Origin of the sequence: Paenibacillus sp. MDMC362 (genome assembly GCF_003269305.1) — a bacterium.
GTDB lineage: Bacteria > Bacillota > Bacilli > Paenibacillales > Paenibacillaceae > Paenibacillus_AQ.
The window spans coordinates 62,278-82,927 of sequence record NZ_QLYT01000014.1 but is presented as its reverse complement, the minus strand read 5'-3'; the positions used below and the strand labels follow the sequence as shown (position 1 = coordinate 82,927).

At 51.2% G+C, this 20,650-nt stretch carries 21 protein-coding genes; 16 read left to right on the top strand and 5 right to left on the bottom strand.

From position 1 onward, the window contains the following. Nucleotides 1-47: 47 nt before the first annotated feature. The 3 genes from DP091_RS06115 to DP091_RS06105 all read left to right on the top strand — a co-directional run bounded on the left by DP091_RS06115 (nucleotide 48) and on the right by DP091_RS06105 (nucleotide 2,336). On the top strand, nucleotides 48-395 hold the full coding sequence (locus DP091_RS06115) for a YlbF/YmcA family competence regulator (protein ID WP_071218055.1): 348 nt from the start codon (nucleotides 48-50) through the stop codon (nucleotides 393-395). Nucleotides 396-534: 139 nt separating this feature from the next. Beyond that, entirely contained in the window at nucleotides 535-822 is a 288-nt protein-coding gene (locus tag DP091_RS06110) for a hypothetical protein (RefSeq protein ID WP_076324342.1), read from the top strand. Between the two features lie 179 nt (nucleotides 823-1,001). Beyond that, nucleotides 1,002-2,336, top strand: coding sequence for a DRTGG domain-containing protein (locus DP091_RS06105; protein ID WP_071218057.1), 1,335 nt, complete (start codon nucleotides 1,002-1,004; stop codon nucleotides 2,334-2,336). A gap of 82 nt (nucleotides 2,337-2,418) precedes the next feature. On the opposite strand, the gene DP091_RS06100 is transcribed toward DP091_RS06105, so the two are convergent. From DP091_RS06100 to DP091_RS06090, 3 genes are all read right to left on the bottom strand, one after another. Further along, nucleotides 2,419-2,730 carry a YtpI family protein gene (locus DP091_RS06100; protein WP_113057502.1) on the bottom strand — a complete coding sequence of 104 codons (312 nt, stop codon included), beginning with the start codon at nucleotides 2,728-2,730 and terminating at the stop codon, nucleotides 2,419-2,421. A gap of 147 nt (nucleotides 2,731-2,877) precedes the next feature. Next, complete coding sequence (locus DP091_RS06095; RefSeq protein ID WP_113057501.1) at nucleotides 2,878-3,381, bottom strand: sporulation membrane protein YtrI; 504 nt, start codon at nucleotides 3,379-3,381, stop codon at nucleotides 2,878-2,880. Nucleotides 3,382-3,384: 3 nt separating this feature from the next. Next, nucleotides 3,385-3,711: a YtrH family sporulation protein gene (locus tag DP091_RS06090; RefSeq protein WP_071218060.1), complete on the bottom strand. Its 327-nt coding sequence runs from the start codon at nucleotides 3,709-3,711 to the stop codon at nucleotides 3,385-3,387. A gap of 178 nt (nucleotides 3,712-3,889) precedes the next feature. On the opposite strand from DP091_RS06090, the gene DP091_RS06085 reads away from it, so the two are divergent. The 8 genes from DP091_RS06085 (at nucleotide 3,890) to DP091_RS06050 (ending at nucleotide 13,131) form a co-directional block, all read left to right on the top strand. Continuing rightward, nucleotides 3,890-7,618: a DNA polymerase III subunit alpha gene (locus tag DP091_RS06085; protein ID WP_113057500.1), complete on the top strand. Its 3,729-nt coding sequence runs from the start codon at nucleotides 3,890-3,892 to the stop codon at nucleotides 7,616-7,618. Between the two features lie 146 nt (nucleotides 7,619-7,764). Then, nucleotides 7,765-8,259, top strand: coding sequence for a phosphatidylglycerophosphatase A family protein (locus DP091_RS06080; protein WP_113057499.1), 495 nt, complete (start codon nucleotides 7,765-7,767; stop codon nucleotides 8,257-8,259). A 156-nt stretch (nucleotides 8,260-8,415) separates the two neighbouring features. Next, nucleotides 8,416-8,604 carry a hypothetical protein gene (locus DP091_RS06075; protein WP_006212044.1) on the top strand — a complete coding sequence of 63 codons (189 nt, stop codon included), beginning with the start codon at nucleotides 8,416-8,418 and terminating at the stop codon, nucleotides 8,602-8,604. Between the two features lie 92 nt (nucleotides 8,605-8,696). After that, nucleotides 8,697-9,590: an acetyl-CoA carboxylase, carboxyltransferase subunit beta gene (gene accD / locus DP091_RS06070; protein ID WP_113057498.1), complete on the top strand. Its 894-nt coding sequence runs from the start codon at nucleotides 8,697-8,699 to the stop codon at nucleotides 9,588-9,590. Then, the gene (locus DP091_RS06065; protein ID WP_113057497.1) at nucleotides 9,590-10,573 is read left to right on the top strand and encodes an acetyl-CoA carboxylase carboxyltransferase subunit alpha; all 984 of its coding nucleotides are present in this window, start codon (nucleotides 9,590-9,592) and stop codon (nucleotides 10,571-10,573) included. The genes accD and DP091_RS06065 overlap by 1 nt, the downstream gene beginning before the upstream one ends. A 120-nt stretch (nucleotides 10,574-10,693) precedes the next feature. Continuing rightward, nucleotides 10,694-12,121: a pyruvate kinase gene (pyk, locus tag DP091_RS06060; RefSeq protein ID WP_113057496.1), complete on the top strand. Its 1,428-nt coding sequence runs from the start codon at nucleotides 10,694-10,696 to the stop codon at nucleotides 12,119-12,121. A gap of 103 nt (nucleotides 12,122-12,224) precedes the next feature. Further along, nucleotides 12,225-12,734: an acyl-CoA thioesterase gene (locus DP091_RS06055; RefSeq protein ID WP_113057495.1), complete on the top strand. Its 510-nt coding sequence runs from the start codon at nucleotides 12,225-12,227 to the stop codon at nucleotides 12,732-12,734. A gap of 4 nt (nucleotides 12,735-12,738) precedes the next feature. Then, a complete protein-coding gene (locus DP091_RS06050) occupies nucleotides 12,739-13,131 on the top strand; it encodes an FxsA family protein (RefSeq protein WP_071218067.1) in 393 nt (130 codons plus the stop codon). A 159-nt stretch (nucleotides 13,132-13,290) separates the two neighbouring features. Here DP091_RS06050 and ytvI read toward each other — a convergent pair whose 3' ends face one another. Further along, nucleotides 13,291-14,409, bottom strand: a complete 1,119-nt coding sequence (gene ytvI, locus DP091_RS06045) for a sporulation integral membrane protein YtvI (protein ID WP_113057494.1) — start codon at nucleotides 14,407-14,409, stop codon at nucleotides 13,291-13,293. 377 nt (nucleotides 14,410-14,786) lie between these two features. On the opposite strand from ytvI, the gene citZ reads away from it, so the two are divergent. The 5 genes from citZ to DP091_RS06020 all read left to right on the top strand — a co-directional run bounded on the left by citZ (nucleotide 14,787) and on the right by DP091_RS06020 (nucleotide 20,023). After that, nucleotides 14,787-15,899 carry a citrate synthase gene (gene citZ / locus DP091_RS06040; RefSeq protein ID WP_113057493.1) on the top strand — a complete coding sequence of 371 codons (1,113 nt, stop codon included), beginning with the start codon at nucleotides 14,787-14,789 and terminating at the stop codon, nucleotides 15,897-15,899. Between the two features lie 143 nt (nucleotides 15,900-16,042). Further along, on the top strand, nucleotides 16,043-17,335 hold the full coding sequence (icd, locus tag DP091_RS06035) for an NADP-dependent isocitrate dehydrogenase (RefSeq protein WP_100538798.1): 1,293 nt from the start codon (nucleotides 16,043-16,045) through the stop codon (nucleotides 17,333-17,335). A 14-nt stretch (nucleotides 17,336-17,349) separates the two neighbouring features. Further along, nucleotides 17,350-18,291 (top strand): malate dehydrogenase, encoded by a 942-nt coding sequence (mdh, locus tag DP091_RS06030; protein WP_113057492.1) that lies wholly within the window; start codon nucleotides 17,350-17,352, stop codon nucleotides 18,289-18,291. A 152-nt stretch (nucleotides 18,292-18,443) separates the two neighbouring features. After that, nucleotides 18,444-18,869 (top strand): hypothetical protein, encoded by a 426-nt coding sequence (locus tag DP091_RS06025; RefSeq protein ID WP_009595065.1) that lies wholly within the window; start codon nucleotides 18,444-18,446, stop codon nucleotides 18,867-18,869. Nucleotides 18,870-19,156: 287 nt separating this feature from the next. Further along, on the top strand, nucleotides 19,157-20,023 hold the full coding sequence (locus DP091_RS06020; RefSeq protein ID WP_113057491.1) for an SDR family oxidoreductase: 867 nt from the start codon (nucleotides 19,157-19,159) through the stop codon (nucleotides 20,021-20,023). A gap of 135 nt (nucleotides 20,024-20,158) precedes the next feature. Here DP091_RS06020 and DP091_RS06015 read toward each other — a convergent pair whose 3' ends face one another. Next, complete coding sequence (locus DP091_RS06015) at nucleotides 20,159-20,530, bottom strand: hypothetical protein (protein ID WP_373456894.1); 372 nt, start codon at nucleotides 20,528-20,530, stop codon at nucleotides 20,159-20,161. Nucleotides 20,531-20,650 lie beyond the last annotated feature (120 nt).

Here is a 20,650-nt window from a genome sequence, read left to right as displayed (position 1 = left end):
CGAATTCAAATACGGCGTTTAGGCCGAATATATTGGAGGAATTACGAATGAACATTTATGACAAGGCACATGATTTGGCAAAAGCGATGAAGGAAAGCAAGGAGGTAGAGGAAATTACCTCTGCTATGAAACTCGTGGATGCAGATCCGGAGAGCAGACGCATGCTGGATGACTTCCGACAGCGCCAGATGGAGCTTCAACAGCGCATGATGTCAGGCGATATGCCGGCACAGGACGAAATGGAGAAGATGGAGAAGCAGTTTGAGGTGCTGAGCCTGAACCTGAACATCCGTCGTTTGTTCGACGCCGAGCGCCGTCTGAGTGTCATCATCGAAGATGTGAACAAGATTATATCGGATAGTCTTCAGCATCTGTATGGTCCGGCCCAACCCTAGACGTTTTCCTTTTATAAGGCTGCGGACCGATAACTTCAACAAAAATTCGTTACATTTTTAAAAACTTGTCTCATAAATTGCGCAAGCTCCTCATAGAGTAGAAATATAGATTTCAGAGAGTAGAGGAGCTGCGTTTACAATGAAAAAAAAGAAGAACAAGTTTAAACACACCGCTTATTTATTGGTTGCACTCGGCATGTTGATATACGCCCTTCCCAGCATTTCTTTCTCTGGCGGGTTCTCGTGGGTTTCGCTGTTCGGTGCAGTCTGGGCAGGCTTTGCCCTGCTTGTGATCGGTTCGCATCTCTATTACCTTATCGGTGTAGATGAAGCGAAACAGAAAGCGCTCGATGAGATCCGCAAGGAGAAATTGCGTCAGTGGGAATTGAAATGGCCTGAGGAGCAGAAGAGCCAAGAAGCCAATTAAGCGTTGGATCGCAGCGAGAGCTGTGATGAACAAAAACCTCCCTTAAAGGGATGCGGTTGGATCGCCCCAACCGTTATCCTTCAGGGGAGGTTTTTTTGTATCTCACGGGTATGGGAGCTTCTTAGGACGTGATATAATAGATACAGTATGGTACAGATAGTGTTCTGGGGGTGTAACAGTTGGACGTTCGAGATGATACGATTACCAAACACGAGCAGTTGGTTCAGCATATTGAAAGTTTGAAGGTTGGAAGCAAAATCTCGGTGCGGCGGTTAGCGAAAGAGATGGGCGTCAGCGAGGGAACCGCTTATCGGGCGGTAAAGGAAGCGGAAAGCCTGGGCATCGTGGTCACGAAGGAACGGATCGGCACGGTTCGTGTGGAACGGAAGCCGCGTAACATATCCGAGCAGCTTACGTTTGCCGATGTCGTTGAAATTGTGGAAGGGCATGTGCTTGGCGGTGCGGAAGGGCTTAATAAAAGCCTGCATAAGTACGTGATTGGCGCCATGAAGGTGGAGGCGATGATTCGATATATCGATGCCGGAAGCCTCATGATTGTCGGTAACCGTGAAGATGCCCATTCCCTGGCACTTGAGCAGGGGGCGGGCGTGTTGATTACGGGCGGTTTCGGAACCAGCCGGGAAGTGAAACAGCTGGCAGATCAGTTGCATCTGCCCATTATATCGTCTAGGCATGACACGTTTACCGTCGCCTCCATGATTAACCGCGCCATTTTTGACCGCTTAATCAAGAAGAAAATTATGCTGGTGGAGGATATCGCTCATGATAAGCCGAAGAATCACCAGCTGAAAAACTCTGTCACCGTTCAGGAATTTAAACGGATTTCACAGGCGACCGGGCAAATCCGGTATCCGGTAACAGACGAATGGAACCGGGTCATCGGCATCGTCGGGGTTCGGGATGTGGAAGGGCTCGCCGAAACGCAGCCGATCGAGAAAGCGATGACCCGCAACCCGGTAACGGCAAGCATGAAAACGTCGCTCGCATCTGCGGCGCAGATCATGATGTGGGAGGGGATCGATTTTCTTCCGATTGTGGATCGAAACCGCAAGCTGCTTGCAACGGTCACCCGTAAAGAAGTGTTAGGAGCACTGCGGGATGCGCGAAACCAGCCTCAGCTTGGCGAGACGTTTGATCAGCTGATCTGGAATGGGATTGCAGAGGATCGGGATGAGGAAGGGCGTTTGTTCTTTCACGGTTTTATCACGCCCCAAATGGCTTCCGAACTTGGAACGATTTCGCAAGGGGTGCTCACGACCGTCATGAGCCAAGCTGCGGTTAAAGCGGCCAAGGATATTAGCGGCTGGGATCATGTGCTGGACCATCTGTCGACGTATTTTATCCGGCCCGTGCAGATCGAGGATCCGATCGTCATTATGCCAAAATTGCTGGAGATCAGCCGCCGTACCTGCAAGATGGAGATCGAGATCCAGCATCAGACAAACCTGATTGCAAAAGCGGTCATGACGATGCAGGCGATCGATCACGGCTAAAGTTAACCTCCGGACAAAATAAAGGGGCATCCCGCAGGTCTTCATGGACCTTGCGGGATGCCCCTGTTCCGTTCAATTTAACTTAGCTGGCCGTCCGCGAATTCTTCAGTCTGCTGTAATAGGTGCGGCTTCTTATGCCGGCAAATATATTAAATGCGCCAAGCACCAAGAACACGGCTTCAACAATGACAGCCGGCGTCGAGCCGCTGAACAGAAACATGCAGACCAGCGAAAGGGAAACCAGCATAATGCCCATACAGAGGTTCATCATGGACATATAGATGCCGCGGTCCGCGGGATCCGTTACTCGGCGTGCGCGAATGCTATAGAGCGCGGCAGCTACGACGGACAGGACGAGGATAATGTACAGGATATAGTGGATAACGGTTATCATGGAATGGAAGGCTCCTTCATATTCGGTAACATGCTCGCAATGTGGCTAAGGGATGTGTTTATACGCTGCTTCGTGATCACAAGATGACTTTTTGAACAACCTCTAATAACATGTTAGATTCGATCATTTACAATAGTATGTATTGTATCATGATCCGGTTGACTTTGCATCCACATGATCAACGCTAACCCAGATTTGCAGCACGCCTTCCATGACGAGCATGGTCTTGATTTGGACCTTGTAATCTTTCTCGCGGACCGTATAAATTTTGTCGCTGAGGAGTGAGCGCGTCAGCTTGCTGTCTGCGTCGATATCAAACACGTTGCGGCCGCGAAGGGCAGCCAGATCTTCGCTCATAAGCCTGACGAGCTCTTTGATGATGACGGGATCCAGCGGAACCCTGTCGTTTTGTTCGCTGCGGATCTTGATTTCTTTGATGACCGTGGATTGTTTATTGTATTTTTTTAACGACTCGATATCTTCTTCGTATTGCGTTATTTTGAGCTGCTGCTCCTGATTCGTTAACCATAATTTATTGTAGGCTGCATGATAAACCGAATTGTAGACGATGCTGCCGACAACCATTCCCAGCACGAAGATGGATGCGATCTGATAGAAGGGGCGGAAGCGGTGGGCTGGAGGTACGCGCATCATTCAGCTCCGGCTGAAGCACACCCATTTGACCAGCTCGCTGCCCATATGTGCTCCAAGAAATGCAAAACCCAGATATAAAACCTGTTTGATGGCAGGGGATAAATTCCCGTCAAGCACGTTGCTTTCAATGACCCGCATCGGATCTATGGTGCCCCCGATCGCGGCCGCAAGCGCCCATATCTTAATCCGGTCGGCCACTTCAACCATAGTCAGGGTCGGGGGCTGCAGGGACAGCACGGCGCCCACGCCTCCCACCATGGCTCCCCCCAGCACGATGCCGAAGGCTATAAAAAAGTCCAGGATCGCTTTGGATAAAAAAACGCTCATGCCCTCATGTCTCCTTTCTACTCTCGGTGGATGTTATGGCAAACGCCTGTCCACGTACTCCCTAGTTTCATTCTATGGGCGGGCCTAGCGGGATTATGATAAAATGGTATAAAGACTTTTTCAGATATTTCTGGATGGATTTCAAATATACATGTACCGGCGAAAGGAAGGCGTTACGATGAGCTCTTTCGTGCATTTGCACGTGCATAGTGAATACAGTTTGCTCGATGGAGCGGCACGTATCGGTGACCTGGTGCGGGAAGCGGCGGCGCTTGGCATGAAATCGCTGGCCCTGACGGATCATGGCGTGATGTATGGTGCCATTCCGTTCTATAAAGCCTGCCTGGCGCAAGGCATCAAACCGATTATCGGCTGCGAGGCCTATATCACGGCAGGCTCCCGCAAGGAGCGGGGAAGCCGCAAGGATCAGCCGATCTATCATTTGATTCTGCTTGCCAAGAATGAGACCGGCTATCGCAATTTGATGAAGCTGTGCTCGATCGGGCATTTGGAGGGGTACCATTACAGACCCCGAATCGATATGGAGGCGCTGGCCGCCCATCATGAAGGCATCATATGTCTCAGCGCTTGCTTGGGCGGCGAGGTTCCCCAGCATCTGCTTCATGGACGCGAAGCGGAAGCGAAAGCTGCCGCGCTTCGTTATCAGGCGATTTTTGGAGAAGACTACTATCTGGAGCTGCAGGATCACGGAATTCCGGAGCAGAAGCGCGTGAATCCCCAGCTGATTCAGTTAAGCCGCGAGACCGGCATTCCGCTGGTAGCGACCAACGATGTGCATTATCTGACCGAGAGCGATGCCGAGGTTCAGGACGTCCTGATCTGCATCGGCACGGGAAAGACGGTCGAAGATGAAGACAGGCTGCAGATCCAGACGAATCAGCTCTATTTGAAGAGCGGCAGCGACATGGAGCGATTGTACCCCCATGTGCCTGAAGCTATATTGAATACGGCTAAGATTGCGGACCAATGCAACCTGGAGCTGGAATTCGGCAGGTCGATATTGCCGGAATACAGCTCGCTCCCGGAAGGGAAGAATGCAGCCGAATACCTGCGGGAGCTCTGCTTGAACGGTCTGCAAGAACGTTACGGGAATACGGAGCGGTGGCAGGATGAGGCGCAACGGAGCGATCTGGAGCAGCGACTGAACTATGAGCTCGGGGTCATCGAGAACATGGGGTTCAGCGATTATTTCCTGATCGTATGGGACTTTATCGCCTACGCCCACCGGAAAGGCATCGCGGTTGGACCGGGCCGGGGTTCATCGGCGGGCAGTCTGGTGGCCTATACCCTTCAAATTACGAATGTGGACCCGATGAAATATAAATTGTTGTTTGAACGCTTCCTGAATCCGGAGCGGATTACGATGCCGGATATTGATATCGACTTCAGTGACGAGCGCCGGGAAGAGGTTATTGATTACGTGGTGGATAAATACGGGAAAGAGCATGTCGCCCAGATTATTACGTTCGGTACGATGGCGGCAAGGGCGGCCGTCCGTGATGTTGGACGTGCGCTGAATGTGCCGTTCGGGGATGTGGACAAGGCGGCCAAGCTGATCCCTAACCATCTGGGCATCAGCATCGCGGGAGCGATGGAGCAAAGCCCGCAGCTGAAGGAGCAGTACGAGACGAAGCCGAAGGTGCGCGAGCTGATCGATATGGCGATGAAGGTTGAGGGCATGCCCCGTCATGCTTCGACGCATGCAGCAGGCATTGTCATTTCCCGCGATCCGCTGACGGATGCGGTTCCGCTGCAGGAAGGCAGTGAGAAGACGGCGCTGACGCAGTACTCCATGGAAAATCTGGAGAGCGTGGGCCTGCTTAAGATGGATTTTTTGGGTCTGCGGACGCTGTCCATCATAGAGCGCACCCTGAGATGGATTCAGGAATTGACTGGCAGAACACTCGATTTCGAACAAGTGCCGGATGACGATCATCTGACGTATGAGATGCTGGGTCGCGGCGATACCACGGGCGTATTTCAGCTCGAATCCGCGGGCATCCGGCGGGTGCTGAAGGATCTGAAACCTTCGGTGTTTGAGGATATCGTATCCGTGAATGCCTTGTACCGTCCGGGTCCCATGGAGTTTATTCCGAAGTTCATTCAAGCCAAACACGGCCGGATTGAGCCGGAGTATCCCCATTCGGACCTGATCCCGATATTAGGCGATACGTACGGCATTATCGTCTATCAGGAGCAGATCATGCAGATCGCTTCGACGATGGCCGGCTTCTCGCTCGGGGAAGCGGATCTGCTGCGCAGAGCGGTGTCGAAGAAGAAACGCGAAGTGCTGGACCGCGAGCGCAGCCACTTCGTTTCAGGAAGCCTGAAGCTGGGCTATAGCGAGGATGAGGCCAACCGCGTGTACGATATGATCGTCCGGTTTGCGAACTACGGATTCCCCCGCGCGCATGCTGCCGCATACGGCGTGCTGGCCTTCCAGACGGCTTATCTTAAGGCGCACTATCCGGTTCCGTTCATGGCTTCCATGCTGACAGCCGTTATGGGCAGCCACCGGAAGGTAGCCGAATACGTGCTGGAGGCACGGCGTCTCGACATCGAGGTCATGCCGCCGGACGTCAACGAAAGCGGAACGTATTTTACGCCGGTCATGAGCGGTTCTGCTGCCCAGGGCGATGATGATGAAGTCCAACGTCCCGCCGGAGGCGGAATCCGATTCGGGCTAGCCGCGATCAAGAACGTAGGCACGCAGGCGGTGGAAAATATCGTCGAGATTCGGCGTGAAAAGCCGTTTGAAAGCCTGCTCGATTTTTGCCGCCGGGTAGACCTCCGTGTATGCAACAAGCGCGTGATCGAGTCGCTTATCCAGGCAGGGGCTTTCGATTCCTTGCAGGGACACCGTTCCCAGCTGGTTGCCATGCTGGACGAAACGGTCGAAGCGGCCGTGAAGTGGAGAAAGGAACGGGATGATCTCCAGATTCAGCTTTTCGACTTCGTGGAAACCACGAATTGGGACATCGAATATCCGGACATCCCGCCGTATACCGCAAGTCAGCAGCTCGAATTCGAACGCGAGCTGCTGGGCATGTATTTGTCCGGCCATCCGCTGGACGGCTTCGAAGATACGTTGACAGAGTCCGGAGCTGATCGGTTAATGGATCTCCATGAAGCGGAAGATGAGTCGATGGCTACGGTTGCCGGGATGGTGGTTACACTGAAGACCATTACGACGAAACAGGGAAAGGCGATGGCCTTCATGGAGTGCGAGGATCAAATTGAGCGCTGCGAGGTCGTTCTCTTTCCTGAAGTGTGGAAGCGAAGCGCGCATCTGATTGAAAAAGGCGCGCTGCTTGCAATCCGGGCGAAGGTCCAGCTGCAGGACGAAGGCTTCAAGCTGCTGGCCGAAGAAATCGCGCCGCTTGAGCCGCAAACCTTGAGTCAACTGGTTCACCGGAGCAAGGTTCGGGGAACAGCGGGCGGCAGAGGAAGATCAGGCGGAGAGAGTAACGGCCGTAGTGGTAAATCGGGTGTTGCCGGCATCCAGCCGGTTTCGGCCGGTAATCCATCGGCAGTCCCGACTCCGGAGTCGCTTGCCGCCCGGTGTGGACAGGATTCGATCTCTATCCGAAACGAAGCGTCGGGTGGCAGCCTATCGCCCGAGAAGGAATCTCGTACCGTCGTATCGAATCATAAGGTTGAGCAGCGTGTGTTTGTGAAAATAACGGCCGATGCGGAGCAATCGGAGCTGCTGGTGAAGCTGAAAGAGCTTCTTCAGCAGCATCCGGGACATGTGCCAACGGTGCTGTTTTATGAGCGAAGCCAGAAGGTGCTTGCGCTTAGCGATGCCTATCGAATCAAGCCTTCCACAGAGCTTTTTGCCGAAATGGAGAGCATGCTGGGCAAGGACACCGTTAAAGTGAAGTAACTTGAAAATTTAAGAACGTTTCGCATCCCTCCCGCATACAATTAGGACACTACAGGTAATGTTGGCCGAGTACTCGTATGAAGATAGCTCTTTCGTGATAGAGAAGGATTGAAAGAGCGCGGCCAAAGACGCGGGGGGGATTTGTGATGTCAATGGACTTGGCAGAAAGCATGCTCAGCCGCAGAGGAGTCAGCGTAAGCTCCATCGCGGATATTGTGTTGCAGCTTCAACAGCGTTATCATCCGAAGTTAACCATCGAGCAGTGTGAAGAAAGCGTCCGGGCCGTTCTCGGCAAGCGCGAAGTGCAGTACACGCTGTATACAGGCATTGCGCTGGATGAGCTGGCCGAGAAGAAGCTGCTGCCGGAGCCGCTGCAATCGATTATGGAGCAAGACGAACCGCTTTACGGAGTGGATGAGACCATGGCGCTCGGCGTCACGAGCATTTATGGCATGATAGGACTGACCAGTTTCGGTTACCTGGACAAGGAAAAAATGGGTGTAATCGAGATATTAAATGAAAAGTCGGACGGGATCCATGTGTTTCTGGATGATCTCGTTGCAGGCATCGCCGCTGCCGCTTCCTCGCGCATCGCGCATAACAATCCTGATGCGGCGCATTATACCGCGGGTTCTGACTGATTTGCGCGAGCGGTGTCGAATCGCTGCCTGAGGGTACAGATTTGGCTTTCAGCCCCCTGCTCTCTTTGTTGAGGTAAAAACTGAAGTATGTTATCATTATCCATTATATCGGCTCAGGATATGCCTGTGGGACGAGATTAGGGGGATCTGAAAGGCATGTGGACGGTAATCTATATTGCGCCAACTGCAAAGGTGGCGGAAATGATCAAGACCAGGCTAACGGAAGAAGGTTTTTTGGTTCAAAGCCGTCCTGTGAATCTTTCCAAACAGCAGTTTGAGATTTTGGTACCCTCCGGAGAGCTTGAGGAAGTCCAGGAAGTGTTGAATTCGATATTGCACCCCTAGTTTCATCTGGGTTACATAGCGAAGCTTAGCGTACGGATCGGCGATGTGCTATTGCGGCGGCCATTCAAATTTACGGCTGGAGAGGTGTAGTTGTGTTTAAAGACTTGTTTCAGAAAAAAAGGAAATACGCAACGATCCCATCGGAACGACTTGGGACAGCAGGGCAGCCTCAGGAAGGCGAACGCCCGAAACGGGAAATTCCGGAAGGTTTGATGAATAAGTGTGCTAAGTGCGGCACCATTCAATACAGCAAAGAGCTTGAGAAGAATCTGAAGGTGTGTCAGGAATGCGGGCATCATATGCGCCTGAACGCGGTAGAACGCATTGCCATGACGCTGGATGAGACAGGCTTTGAAGAGTTTGATGCGGATATGATCTCGGTGGATCCGCTCAGTTTTCCGGGATATGCGGCCAAGCTTGAGCAGCAGAAGATGAAATCCGGTCTTCATGATGCGGTTATTACCGGTCAAGGGTCGATTCTCGGTCAGCCTGTTGTGGTAGCTGTGATGAGTTTTGATTTCTTCACGGGAAGCATGGGCTCCGTCGTCGGGGAAAAAATCACCCGAGCGATCGAGTTTGCGACGGACAAGCGTTTACCGCTCATTATTTTCTCCACCTCCGGCGGCGCCCGGATGCAGGAGAGCATTCTCAGTTTGATGCAGATGGCCAAAACAAGCGCAGCCCTGTCCAGGTTTAACGAGCTCGGCGGGCTCTATATTTCAGTGATCACGGATCCGACGACCGGCGGTGTATCCGCCAGCTTTGCGACGCTTGGCGATATCAATATTGCCGAGCCGGGAGCCGTATTCGGTTTTGCGGGCCGTATCGTTATTGAACAGACCATTCGCCAGAAGCTGCCGGATGATTTCCAGACAGCGGAGTTCAACTTGGCGCATGGTCAGCTTGACATGGTTATTCATCGGAAAGATATGCGCTCCATGCTTGGTAAACTGCTGGAGATGCATACCGTGAGAGGGGGATTCTGATGTCAGGCGAATTGCCTTTTGAAATGCCACTTGCCGAAATGCGCAAGAAGATCGATGAATTGAAACAATTCGGACAGGAAAAAGGGATCGATTTCACGGATGAAATCGCCCGCCTGGAAGAACGATATAGTCGCTTGGAGGAAGAAATCTATTCTTCGATTTCGCCTTCCCAGAAAATGCATCTGGCCCGTCATCAGCAGCGACCGACGTCGCTTGATTTGATCCAGCTGATCTTTACGGATTTTATCGAGCTGCATGGAGATCGTCTCTACGGGGACGATCTTGCCATTGTCGGCGGCTTGGCCAAGCTTGACGGTGTTCCCGTCACGGTGGTCGGTCAGCAGCGCGGTAAGGATACGAAGGACAATATCGCGCGCTTCTTCGGAAGTCCGCATCCGGAAGGCTTCCGTAAAGCCCTGCGGCTTATGCAGCAGGCGAACAAGTTCAAGCGTCCTATTATCACGTTTATTGATACAAAAGGCGCATATCCGGGTAATACAGCAGAAGAACGAGGTCAGTCCGAGGCGATTGCCCGTAATCTACGGGAAATGTCGTCCCTTGGGGTGCCTATTGTTTGTGTGGTCATCGGCGAAGGTGGAAGCGGCGGTGCTCTTGCGATGGCTGTAGGCAATCGTGTCCTGATGCTGGAGCATGCTATCTACTCTGCCATTTCACCGAACGGCGCCGCATCCATTCTGTGGAAGGACGCATCCAAAGCGGATCAGGCTGCGGAAGCGATGAAGATCACCGCAAAGGACCTGCTCGAGATGGAAGTCATTGAAGAAATTATACCGGAGCCTAAGGGCGGTGCGCACCGAAACTATGAAGAGACGGCCGCCGCGATTCAAAGCGCACTGATCAGTCAGCTGAAAGAACTATCCGTTATGGATGCCTGCGAGCTGAAGGAAGACCGGTACCGCAAATTCCGCAAGATTGGCGAATTCGATTTTGCGAAGGCGGAACCGGAAGACGTGATTTCGTAAAAGTTCTGATCAGGATGTGACGATATGACAAAGTTCCTATACAAATTAGACTTTTTGTAGTAGATTTAGTTGTTGGAAAAAGAGATATAGAGAACCCTTTAATAAACGGAGGAAACCCAAATGCGCAAAACAAAAATTGTATGTACCATCGGTCCTTCCAGTGAATCGTTGGAAAACACCAAGAAGCTCATTATGGCCGGCATGAACGTGGCTCGTCTGAACTTCTCTCACGGCGACTTCGAGGAGCATGGCAACCGGATCAAGAACATCCGCCAAGCTTGCGAAGAGTTGAACAAAACGGTAGCGATCCTGCTTGACACCAAAGGACCGGAAATCCGTACAGGTAAACTTGAAGTGGAACCGATTGAGCTTGTACAAGATGAATATATCACCCTTACTACCGAGGAAATCCTTGGTGATAAGAATCGTTTGTCCATTACTTATAAAGAGTTGCCGCAAGATGTTCAAGTCGGATCCACGATCTTGATCGATGACGGTCTGATCGGTCTGACCGTGGTGGAGATTCAAGGCACTGAAATCAGATGCCGCATCGTCAATGGCGGAACCATTAAGAGCAAAAAAGGTGTAAACGTACCGGGAGTCGCGATTTCTCTCCCAGGCATTACGGAAAAAGACGCCAACGATATCATTTTCGGGATCGAACAGGGCATCGATTTTATTGCCGCTTCCTTCGTTCGTAAAGCAAGTGACGTGCTTGAAATTCGCGAATTGCTGAAGAAGCATCATGGCGAGCACATCCAAATCATCTCCAAAATCGAGAACCAGCAGGGCGTGGACAACCTGGATGAAATCCTCGAAGTATCCGACGGCTTGATGGTAGCCCGTGGCGACCTCGGCGTAGAAATTCCGGCAGAGGAAGTTCCATTGGTTCAAAAACGCATGATCGAAAAATGTAACCTGGCTGGCAAACCGGTCATTACGGCTACGCAAATGCTGGATTCCATGCAGCGCAACCCACGCCCTACCCGTGCGGAAGCCAGTGACGTTGCCAATGCGATTTTTGACGGTACCGATGCCATCATGCTGTCCGGCGAAACGGCTGCAGGTAAATACCCTGTAGAATCTGTATTGACCATGTCCCGTATCGCGGAGAAAGCGGAATCCGCGCTGAACTACCGTGAAATGTTCTTGAAGCAGCGCATTGCTCAAGATACCAGCGTTACCGAAGCAATCAGCCAATCCGTTGCGATCTCGGCACTTGACCTGAATGCCAAAGCCATCATTTCGTCAACGGAATCCGGTCAAACGGCTCGCATGGTATCCAAATACCGTCCAGAGGCTCCTATCGTCGCCGTTACGACTCAAGACAGAACATTGAGACGATTGGCACTGACTTGGGGCGTAACGCCGGTTAAAGGCGAACAGGCTTCTTCTACGGACGAGATGTTTGATTACGCGCTGCAAGGCGGCGTGAAGTCCGGACTCGTGAAAGAAGGCGATCTTGTTGTGATTACAGCAGGCGTGCCGCTGGGCCGTTCCGGTTCGACCAACCTCCTGAAAGTGGATCAAATTCCACAGGAGAAGTAATACAACCGTCAAGAATCCGTTGGATTCTGAATATAGCAGCATACAAGCAATGGACGATAATTCTGTCGACCATTGCTTTTTGCATAGATAAGGGGTGATGTTGATGCCTAAACCATCCGTACCGACACTAAGCCGCTGGTTCTGGACGTCATTTCGGGTGCGTTACCAGGAAAGCGATCAAATGGGTGTCGTATACCATGCCAACTATTTAAACTGGTTCGAGATCGGGCGTACCCAAATGATCCGTGAAATGGGATTTACGTATCGCGGAATGGAGGAAGAAGGTGTCCTCCTCCCCGTGGTTGATCTTGATATTAAGTACCGCCAGCCTGCGCGGTATGATGATCTTGTAACGGTATTTACCAGAATGACTGCTTTCTCCCCGCTTCGAATACACTATGAATATGAGGTCCGATTGCTGAGCGAACAGGAGCAGGCAGATCTGGGGACGATGGATCTGTCTCCTGAATCCGAGCTTCCCGGTGCCTTGTTAACGGCCGGCGCGACCCGTCATGTATGGCTGAATAGAGAGTGGAAGCCGGCCCGACTGGATAAATGCGCGCCAAAGCTGTATGATGCATTGAGGGACACCCTTTGGGGGAGGAAGGAGTAGCTTCATGTTCAAATGGTTGCTGGCAGCGATGATCTTCGTGCCTGCTATTGAAATATTCGGCTTCCAGTTTGTTGCGGATCGCGTGGGCGGGATGAATACATTGCTATTGACACTGCTGACCTCCGCGGTTGGTGTGGCCATGATGAGGTTCGAAGGTCGCAAAGCGATGGAAGATGCCAAGCAGAGAATGAACTCAGGCATGGTTCCGGGTGCTTCCATGGCCGATGGCCTATGTATATTTGCGGGTGGAGTGCTACTTATTCTGCCGGGCTTTGTAACTGACATGATCGGATTTACGCTGATATTTCCGCTGACTCGCCCGCTGTATCGGATATTGCTGCTGAAATGGATGAAGAAAAATATGAAAAACGGCAAGATTACGATCTTTCGCAGATAATACAAACAGGATCACCCATAAGACCGGCCCATCATGGGCCGGTCTATTTATTTATGGAGCACGAGGAAATATAAGGAATCGCCATTATTTGAAGTACCCTATCAATCCTATGGTATCAAATCACTATGCCTCTATGACGAGTCAAACTTCGTCTGGCTGCTATCTGAACCTGCCCCCGATAATATAATTCCTTAGGTCCTTGAATACGTGGGCCCGGTGAAAAGCATCCAGGATGACAAGCGACACTGGACCTATAATCAGTCCCAGAATGCCGAACAGCTTGAGACCGACGAACATGCCCAGCAGGGCGGCGAGCGGATCCAGTCCCACACTGCTGGCGAGCACCTTGGGCTCCATGATCTGTCTGACGATCAGGATGATGCTGTACAGGACGGTGAGTCCGATGCCAAGCGTCAGGTCGCCCGACATAAAGGCATACAGCGACCAGGGGATCAGGACGATGCCGACGCCCAAGTAGGGGAGAAGATCCACCAAGCCGATCAGAAGACCGATGGAGAAGGCGGAATCGACCCCGAGCGCATGAAGCGTGATCATAACGATCAGGGCCGTGATGGAGATCAGAATCAGCTGGGCCCTTGCGAATCCGAACAACGCTTTTTTTAGATCCGTGAAAATATAGATCAGGGGTTTGCGAATAACGTCGGGCAGGATGCGGATAAGCCCGCGATTATGGCGCTCCCAGCTGTTGCTGAGAAAGAACGTGGACAGTAAAACAACAATGAGAATCGTGCCCAAGTTGGGCAGGTAATAAATAATTTGCAGGATTCCGTTAAAAATACCGGTAACGAGGTCGGTCACGGCCGTGCCGATGGTTTGCGTCGTGCGCGTAATATTCTGATTGATGGTATCGTGATAATTCGGGTTGTTCTGATAGAATCGGCTAATCTCATTGATGATATTCTGGAAGCTGTCATTCTGGGTCCAGGCGGTCAGCCATTCCATCCAGGCATCAATATGAAGATTGAAGGACTGGGACAGGATAATCAGCTCCTTGACCAGTCTCGTGACAGCCGCCGTGAGAATCAGCAGGGCCGCTCCGAAATACAGCAGTAGGGACAACATGACAGCAAGCCACCGCGGCAGTCTCAAACTCCGCTGAAGCAGGCGGACGCAAGGATTCATGGCATAAGCGATGATCCAGGCCAGAAGGAAGGGATAAAGCAGCGGCAGCAGTACATATATCAAATAGGCAATCACGAAGATGGAAGACAGCACCCACACTCCCCGGCCAAAACGCTTGAGCATCAATCGTTCCAAACAATCACACTCCTTTGCAGCAACTTCAGGGACGAGCAGAAACGCTCATTCCTATACGTATGCAGGGAGATTCAATATAAGGATAAAGAGTTGGAAAACGCTTGTCTTCATGATTCGACAATGAGAATTATCACAGGTATAATGGAATTGTAAGTGATTTCAAAAAAATGTTTATGGTGTCGATAAAACAATTTGATGCGGCGAATATCGCTGCTCATGTTCACATATCAGACAAAATCCAGTATGATATGAGAAGGTTTGCGACTAGGACCATAGCAATTTTTTTCGCGTTTTTCTTTTTTATCCGACTTCATGAAAATGTTTTCATGAATGTCAAAATAGTTCAGTTTATCCCGATCATAAAGGAGAGATGTTGCATGACAGCTACCAAGGGTTTGGAAGGCATTGTAGCTACCACCTCCGCGATTAGTTCGATCGTCGATGGCGTTCTGACTTACCGTGGATATGATATTGACGATCTCGCAGAACATGCAAGTTTTGAAGAGGTAGCCTATCTGCTCTGGTTCGGAAAGCTTCCGAATGCCGAAGAGCTTAAGGCCCTTCAACAAGATTTGAGCGACTATGCTGCCATTCCGGATGAGCTTATCCAGCAGATCAAATTGTATCCGAAGGATACCAATACGATGGCTGCGCTTCGCTCGGCTGTATCCGCGCTTGCTCTGTATGACGCCGAAGGCGACGATATGAGCCGTGAAGCGAATGAGAAGAAAGCGGTTAAACTTCAAGCTCAGCTTCCAACGATCATTGCTGCCATCGCCCGTGTTCGTCAGGGTAAAGAGCCGGTGGCTCCGAAAGCCGGCGTCTCCATCGCGGAGAATTTCCTGTATATGCTCAGAGGCGAAGATCCTGATCAGACTTCAATCAAGGCTCTGGACCAGGCACTGGTATTGCACGCGGATCACGAGCTTAACGCATCCACGTTTGCTGCTCGTGTAACCGTAGCTACGCTGTCCGACATATATTCCGGCGTTACTTCCGCTATTGGCGCGCTTAAAGGTCCTCTGCACGGCGGCGCGAATGAAGCCGTCATGAAGATGCTGAACGAAGTCGGTTCGATTGAGCGGGCCCAGGCATACATTCAGGAGAAGCTGGACAACCGTGAAAAAATCATGGGCTTTGGACACCGCGTATACAAAAACGGCGATCCGCGCGCGAAGCATCTCCAAAAAATGTCGCGCGAGCTTGGTGAAATGAAAGGCGACACCACGCTGTACGACATGTCGGTGCTGATCGACGAAACGGTTACCAACCAAAAAGGACTGAAGCCGAACGTTGATTTCTATTCCGCATCGGTCTATACGCAGCTCGGCATCGAGCATGAACTTTTTACGCCGATTTTTGCGATCAGCCGTGTATCCGGATGGACCGCGCATATTCTTGAGCAGTATGAAGGCAACCGTATCATCCGCCCTCGCGCAGAGTATACAGGAATGACTGACCAAAAATATGTGCCGATAGAACTTCGCTAAGTGGCTGGCAATCATGTACAATAGGCTAGAGAACCGCTCAAACGTGAGTGAATCGCGGGTGGCTGGTTTCTCTGTGCCTATTCACGCAAGTATTTTGGAAATGGCAGAGACAAGAACCATATTCGAAGGAGGAACTCATACTCATGAAATTGGAAAAATTCGCATTACCAACTGAAGGCGAGAAAATCACGATTGATAACGGAACCCTGCAGGTGCCTAACAACCCTGTCATTCCTTTTATTGAAGGCGACGGCACAGGCCGCGACATCTGGAAAGCTTCCAAGCGCGTCCTGGATGCAGCAGTAGAAAAAGCATATAACGGTTCCAAGAAAATTGCTTGGTATGAAGTATTTGCCGGTGAGAAGGCATACAATACATACGGTGAATGGCTCCCGAACGATACGCTTGAAGCGATTCGCGAGTACATCGTTGCTATCAAAGGACCACTTACAACGCCAATCGGCGGCGGTATCCGTTCCCTGAACGTTGCCCTTCGCCAAGAGCTGGACCTGTACACTTGCCTGCGTCCTGTTCGTTACTTCAACGGCGTACCGTCTCCGGTAAAACGCCCTGAGCTGGTTGACATGGTTATTTTCCGTGAGAATACGGAAGACATCTACGCAGGTATTGAGTATAAAGAAGGCTCCGAAGAAGTGAAGAAAATGATCAAGTTCCTTCAAGACGAAATGGGCGCGAACAAAATCCGCTTCCCTGAAACGTCCGGTATCGGGATTAAGCCTGTATCCTCCGAAGGTTCCAAGCGTCTTGTACGTGCAGCGGTTGAGTATGCGATCAAGCATGGCCGCAAATCCGTGACACTGGTTCACAAAGGCAACATCATGAAATTTACAGAAGGAGCCTTCAAAAACTGGGGCTACGAAGTGGCTGAAGCTGAATTCGGCGATAAAGTGTTCACTTGGGCTCAATACGATATCATCAAGGACAAAGACGGCGTAGATGCAGCTAATGCGGCTCAAAAAGCGGCTGAAGAAGCTGGCAAAATCATCGTTAAAGATGCGATTGCCGACATCGCGCTGCAGCAAGTTCTGACTCGTCCAACCGACTTTGATGTCATTGCGACGTTGAACCTGAACGGGGACTACCTGTCTGACGCGCTGGCTGCACAAGTTGGCGGTATCGGTATCGCTCCGGGCGCTAACATCAACTATGTAACAGGACATGCAATTTTCGAAGCGACTCACGGTACGGCTCCGAAATATGCAGACAAAGACGTAGTAAACCCTGGTTCCGTTATCCTCTCCGGCGTCATGCTGCTTGAGCATCTCGGATGGCAGGAAGCGGCTGACCTGATCTACAAAGGCATGGAAACGTCCATCAACAACAAAACCGTAACGTATGACTTCGCCCGCCTGATGGAAGGCGCTACGGAAGTGAAATGCTCCGAGTTCGCAGACGAAATCATTAAAAACCTGTAAGGAGGAGATTCATCGTGGCAATTACTCGTAAAAAGATTACGGTAGTAGGTGCTGGCTTCACAGGTGCGACTACCGCCCTGATGCTTGCTCAAAAAGAATTGGGTGATGTGGTGCTGCTGGATATCCCACAGCTCGAGAACCCGACAAAAGGTAAAGCGCTGGATATGCTCGAAGCAAGTCCCGTTCAAGGATTTGACAGCAACATAGTCGGTACATCCAACTATGAGGATGCAGCTAATTCCGATATCGTAATCATTACAGCAGGTGTAGCCCGCAAGCCGGGCATGAGCCGCGATGATCTCGTTAATACCAACGCAGGGATCGTGAAATCCGTATGCGAGAATGTGAAGAGTCACGCACCGAACGCCACGGTCATCATTCTGAGCAACCCAGTGGATGCCATGACCTATGTGGCATACAACACGCTCGGATTTCCCAAGAACCGCGTTATCGGCCAATCCGGCGTGCTGGATACGGCCCGCTATTGCACCTTCATCGCGCAAGAGCTGAACGTATCCGTTGAGGATGTCCGCGGATTCGTACTTGGCGGTCATGGCGACGACATGGTTCCGCTCGTTCGCTACTCCAGCGTGGGGGGCATTCCGATCGACACGCTGATTCCGGCTGAGCGCATTGAAGCGATTGTGCAGCGTACCCGGGTTGGCGGCGGCGAAATCGTGAACCTGCTGGGTAACGGCAGCGCATACTATGCGCCGGCTGCTTCCCTCGTACAAATGACCGAAGCGATTCTGAAGGACAAAAAACGGATCATTCCGGTTATTGCTCTGCTGGAGGGCGAGTACGGTTATGACAATCTGTTCATGGGCGTACCGGCCATTCTGGGCGGAGACGGTATTGAGCGAATTTTCGAGCTTGAGCTGACGGCCGAAGAGAAAGCGGCGCTCGATAAGTCTGCGGAATCCGTACGTAACGTAACCTCGGTCGTGACCCTGTAATTGAATCAGGATTCACAAAATCGTCTAATAATGCAATCCCGTCCCGTGATTCGGGGCGGGATTGCTTTTCTTTGGATGATCTCTCCAGTATAATAAGAGACGATGAACTTAATGTAATAAAAATCACACTAACGACTTTGGAGGAATTATTTATGTGGAACGTGACATTTTTTCTGCATATGGTCGGTACGGCGGCTCTAGGATTTTACTTGATTCTGCCGTTTGTTGTTGGCGGTATTCAGAAGCTGTCCCTCGGCGCTCAAGAAGGAGCCGTTAATACGATTCGAGTAGCGAACCGTTTTGCTCAGTACGGCTTGGTTATTCAGTTGTTGACTGGCGGATACATGATGTCCCAAGGCGAGTATTCGGTACCTTGGATGATCATTGTAACGGTATTGCTGCTGGCGATGTTTGCTATTGGAGGCATCATGAGCAAGCCATTGAAGAATGCGCTTGCAGGGATCCGCGAGAAGCGTGAAGTGAAGGAAGAAACAAGCAAGCTGGGTACGCTTAGCGCACTTCTTGCCTTGCTGCTCTTGGTTATGATCTTCTTCATGGTATTCAACCATATCATCTAAGAATAGCTACATACGAAAGAGAAGTCGTTCCGTTTATCGGGCGGCTTTTTTTTTGACATTTAGAATTGTTAAGTGACCGGGGGCTTGCCAAGGATCTGAACGGTCCTCGGAGCAAGGCCTCGTTTTTGGGACTTTTTTGTTGGGCAAAAAGAGCTTTACTTTCGTTTGATCTCGTACAATCTGGGTAAAAACAATAGCGAAGGGCTTTTTATGAGAATAAGAAGCCGCGTCGAACGCATCCTATGAGAGGTAGTTTGAGATACTGACCTGAAAGGAGAAATGTTCATATGCCACAAGATCAACCGAAACAAACCTTGCCGCCCCAGCATCAGGATCACAGACCCGGAACCGAGTCTGAGATGCACCCGAAGCCGGAGTTTGAGAGTAACGAATACAAAGCAGCCGGTAAGCTAAAAGGAAAGGTAGCGCTGATTACCGGAGGCGACAGCGGGATCGGCCGTGCGGTTGCGGTCTACTACGCCAAGGAAGGCGCGGACGTATCCATTGTGTACCTGAATGAGCATAAGGATGCGGAAGAGACCAAACGACAGGTGGAGCAGGAAGGCCGAAAATGTTTGCTGATCGCCGGTGACGTCGGCGATGATGCTTTTTGCCGCGATGCGGTTACCGAAACCGTGGAGAAGCTCGGAAAACTCGATATTCTCGTTAACAACGCAGCCGAACAGCATCCGCAGAAGAAGATTGAGGATATTACCAAAGAACAATTGGAGCGGACCTTCCGTACGAATATATTCGGCATGTTCTATCTGACGCAGGCGGCGATGCCGCATCTGTCCAAGGGCAGCTCCATTATTAATACGACCTCCATCACGGCTTACCGGGGAAGCCCGCAGCTGCTGGATTATGCATCGACGAAGGGGGCCATCGTTGCCTTTACACGCTCGTTATCAATGAATGTGGTCGGTCAAGGGATCCGGGTAAATGCCGTTGCCCCGGGACCGATCTGGACGCCGCTGATTCCTTCAACATTCCCACCGGATCAGGTGGCCGAGTTTGGGGCGACCCAGCCGATGAAACGTCCGGGTCAACCGGAAGAGCTGGCCCCAGCCTATGTATATCTGGCCTCAACGGACTCTTCCTATGTGAGTGGACAAGTCATTCACGTGAATGGCGGCGAAGTCATTAACGGCTAAGACGTTTCATTCGCTAACAACCGTTCGTTACAACATAATCCATGGAAAACAGAGCGGACATCCGGGGCTTCGGCCCGGATGTCCGCTATTTTATCATGGGTGAGAGGAGGGGTTATGGGGCTTGGCTTAGGCGAATCAGATGCTTCTGAAACCGGAAGGAAGCACGCCGGTTTCCCGGATCGCTCTGATCTGAGCGCGCGTCAAACGACGGTTGGAGCTGATAATGGATTCCGGTTCTTCGCCGCGAATAATATCATCAAGATCGGCGAGGTTAGTGTTGCCTCGGAATACCCTGAAGGCGCCCCTAAAATTCGTCTCCGAGAACAGGACCAGGGTGGCGTTGGAGCTTGTCGAGAAGAATCTCAAGCTTTCAATGTCACCGAAAGTTCTCTCGAGATTCCGGATCCCGACGTTTCCGCGAACCACAAATCGGCGTCCTCTGAAAAACTCATTTCTAAACAGGGTAAGCCTTGGAAAGACCACTTGGGAGATTGAGGCTTTCATCATAGCAATCACCTCCTTTCCTTAACCAATATATGCGAGATTCATAGATTGGCATGGTTGATGCGACGGGGAAAATCAACACATTTTCTCTACTCTTTCATTTTTTGAAGTAAACCCTTTCAT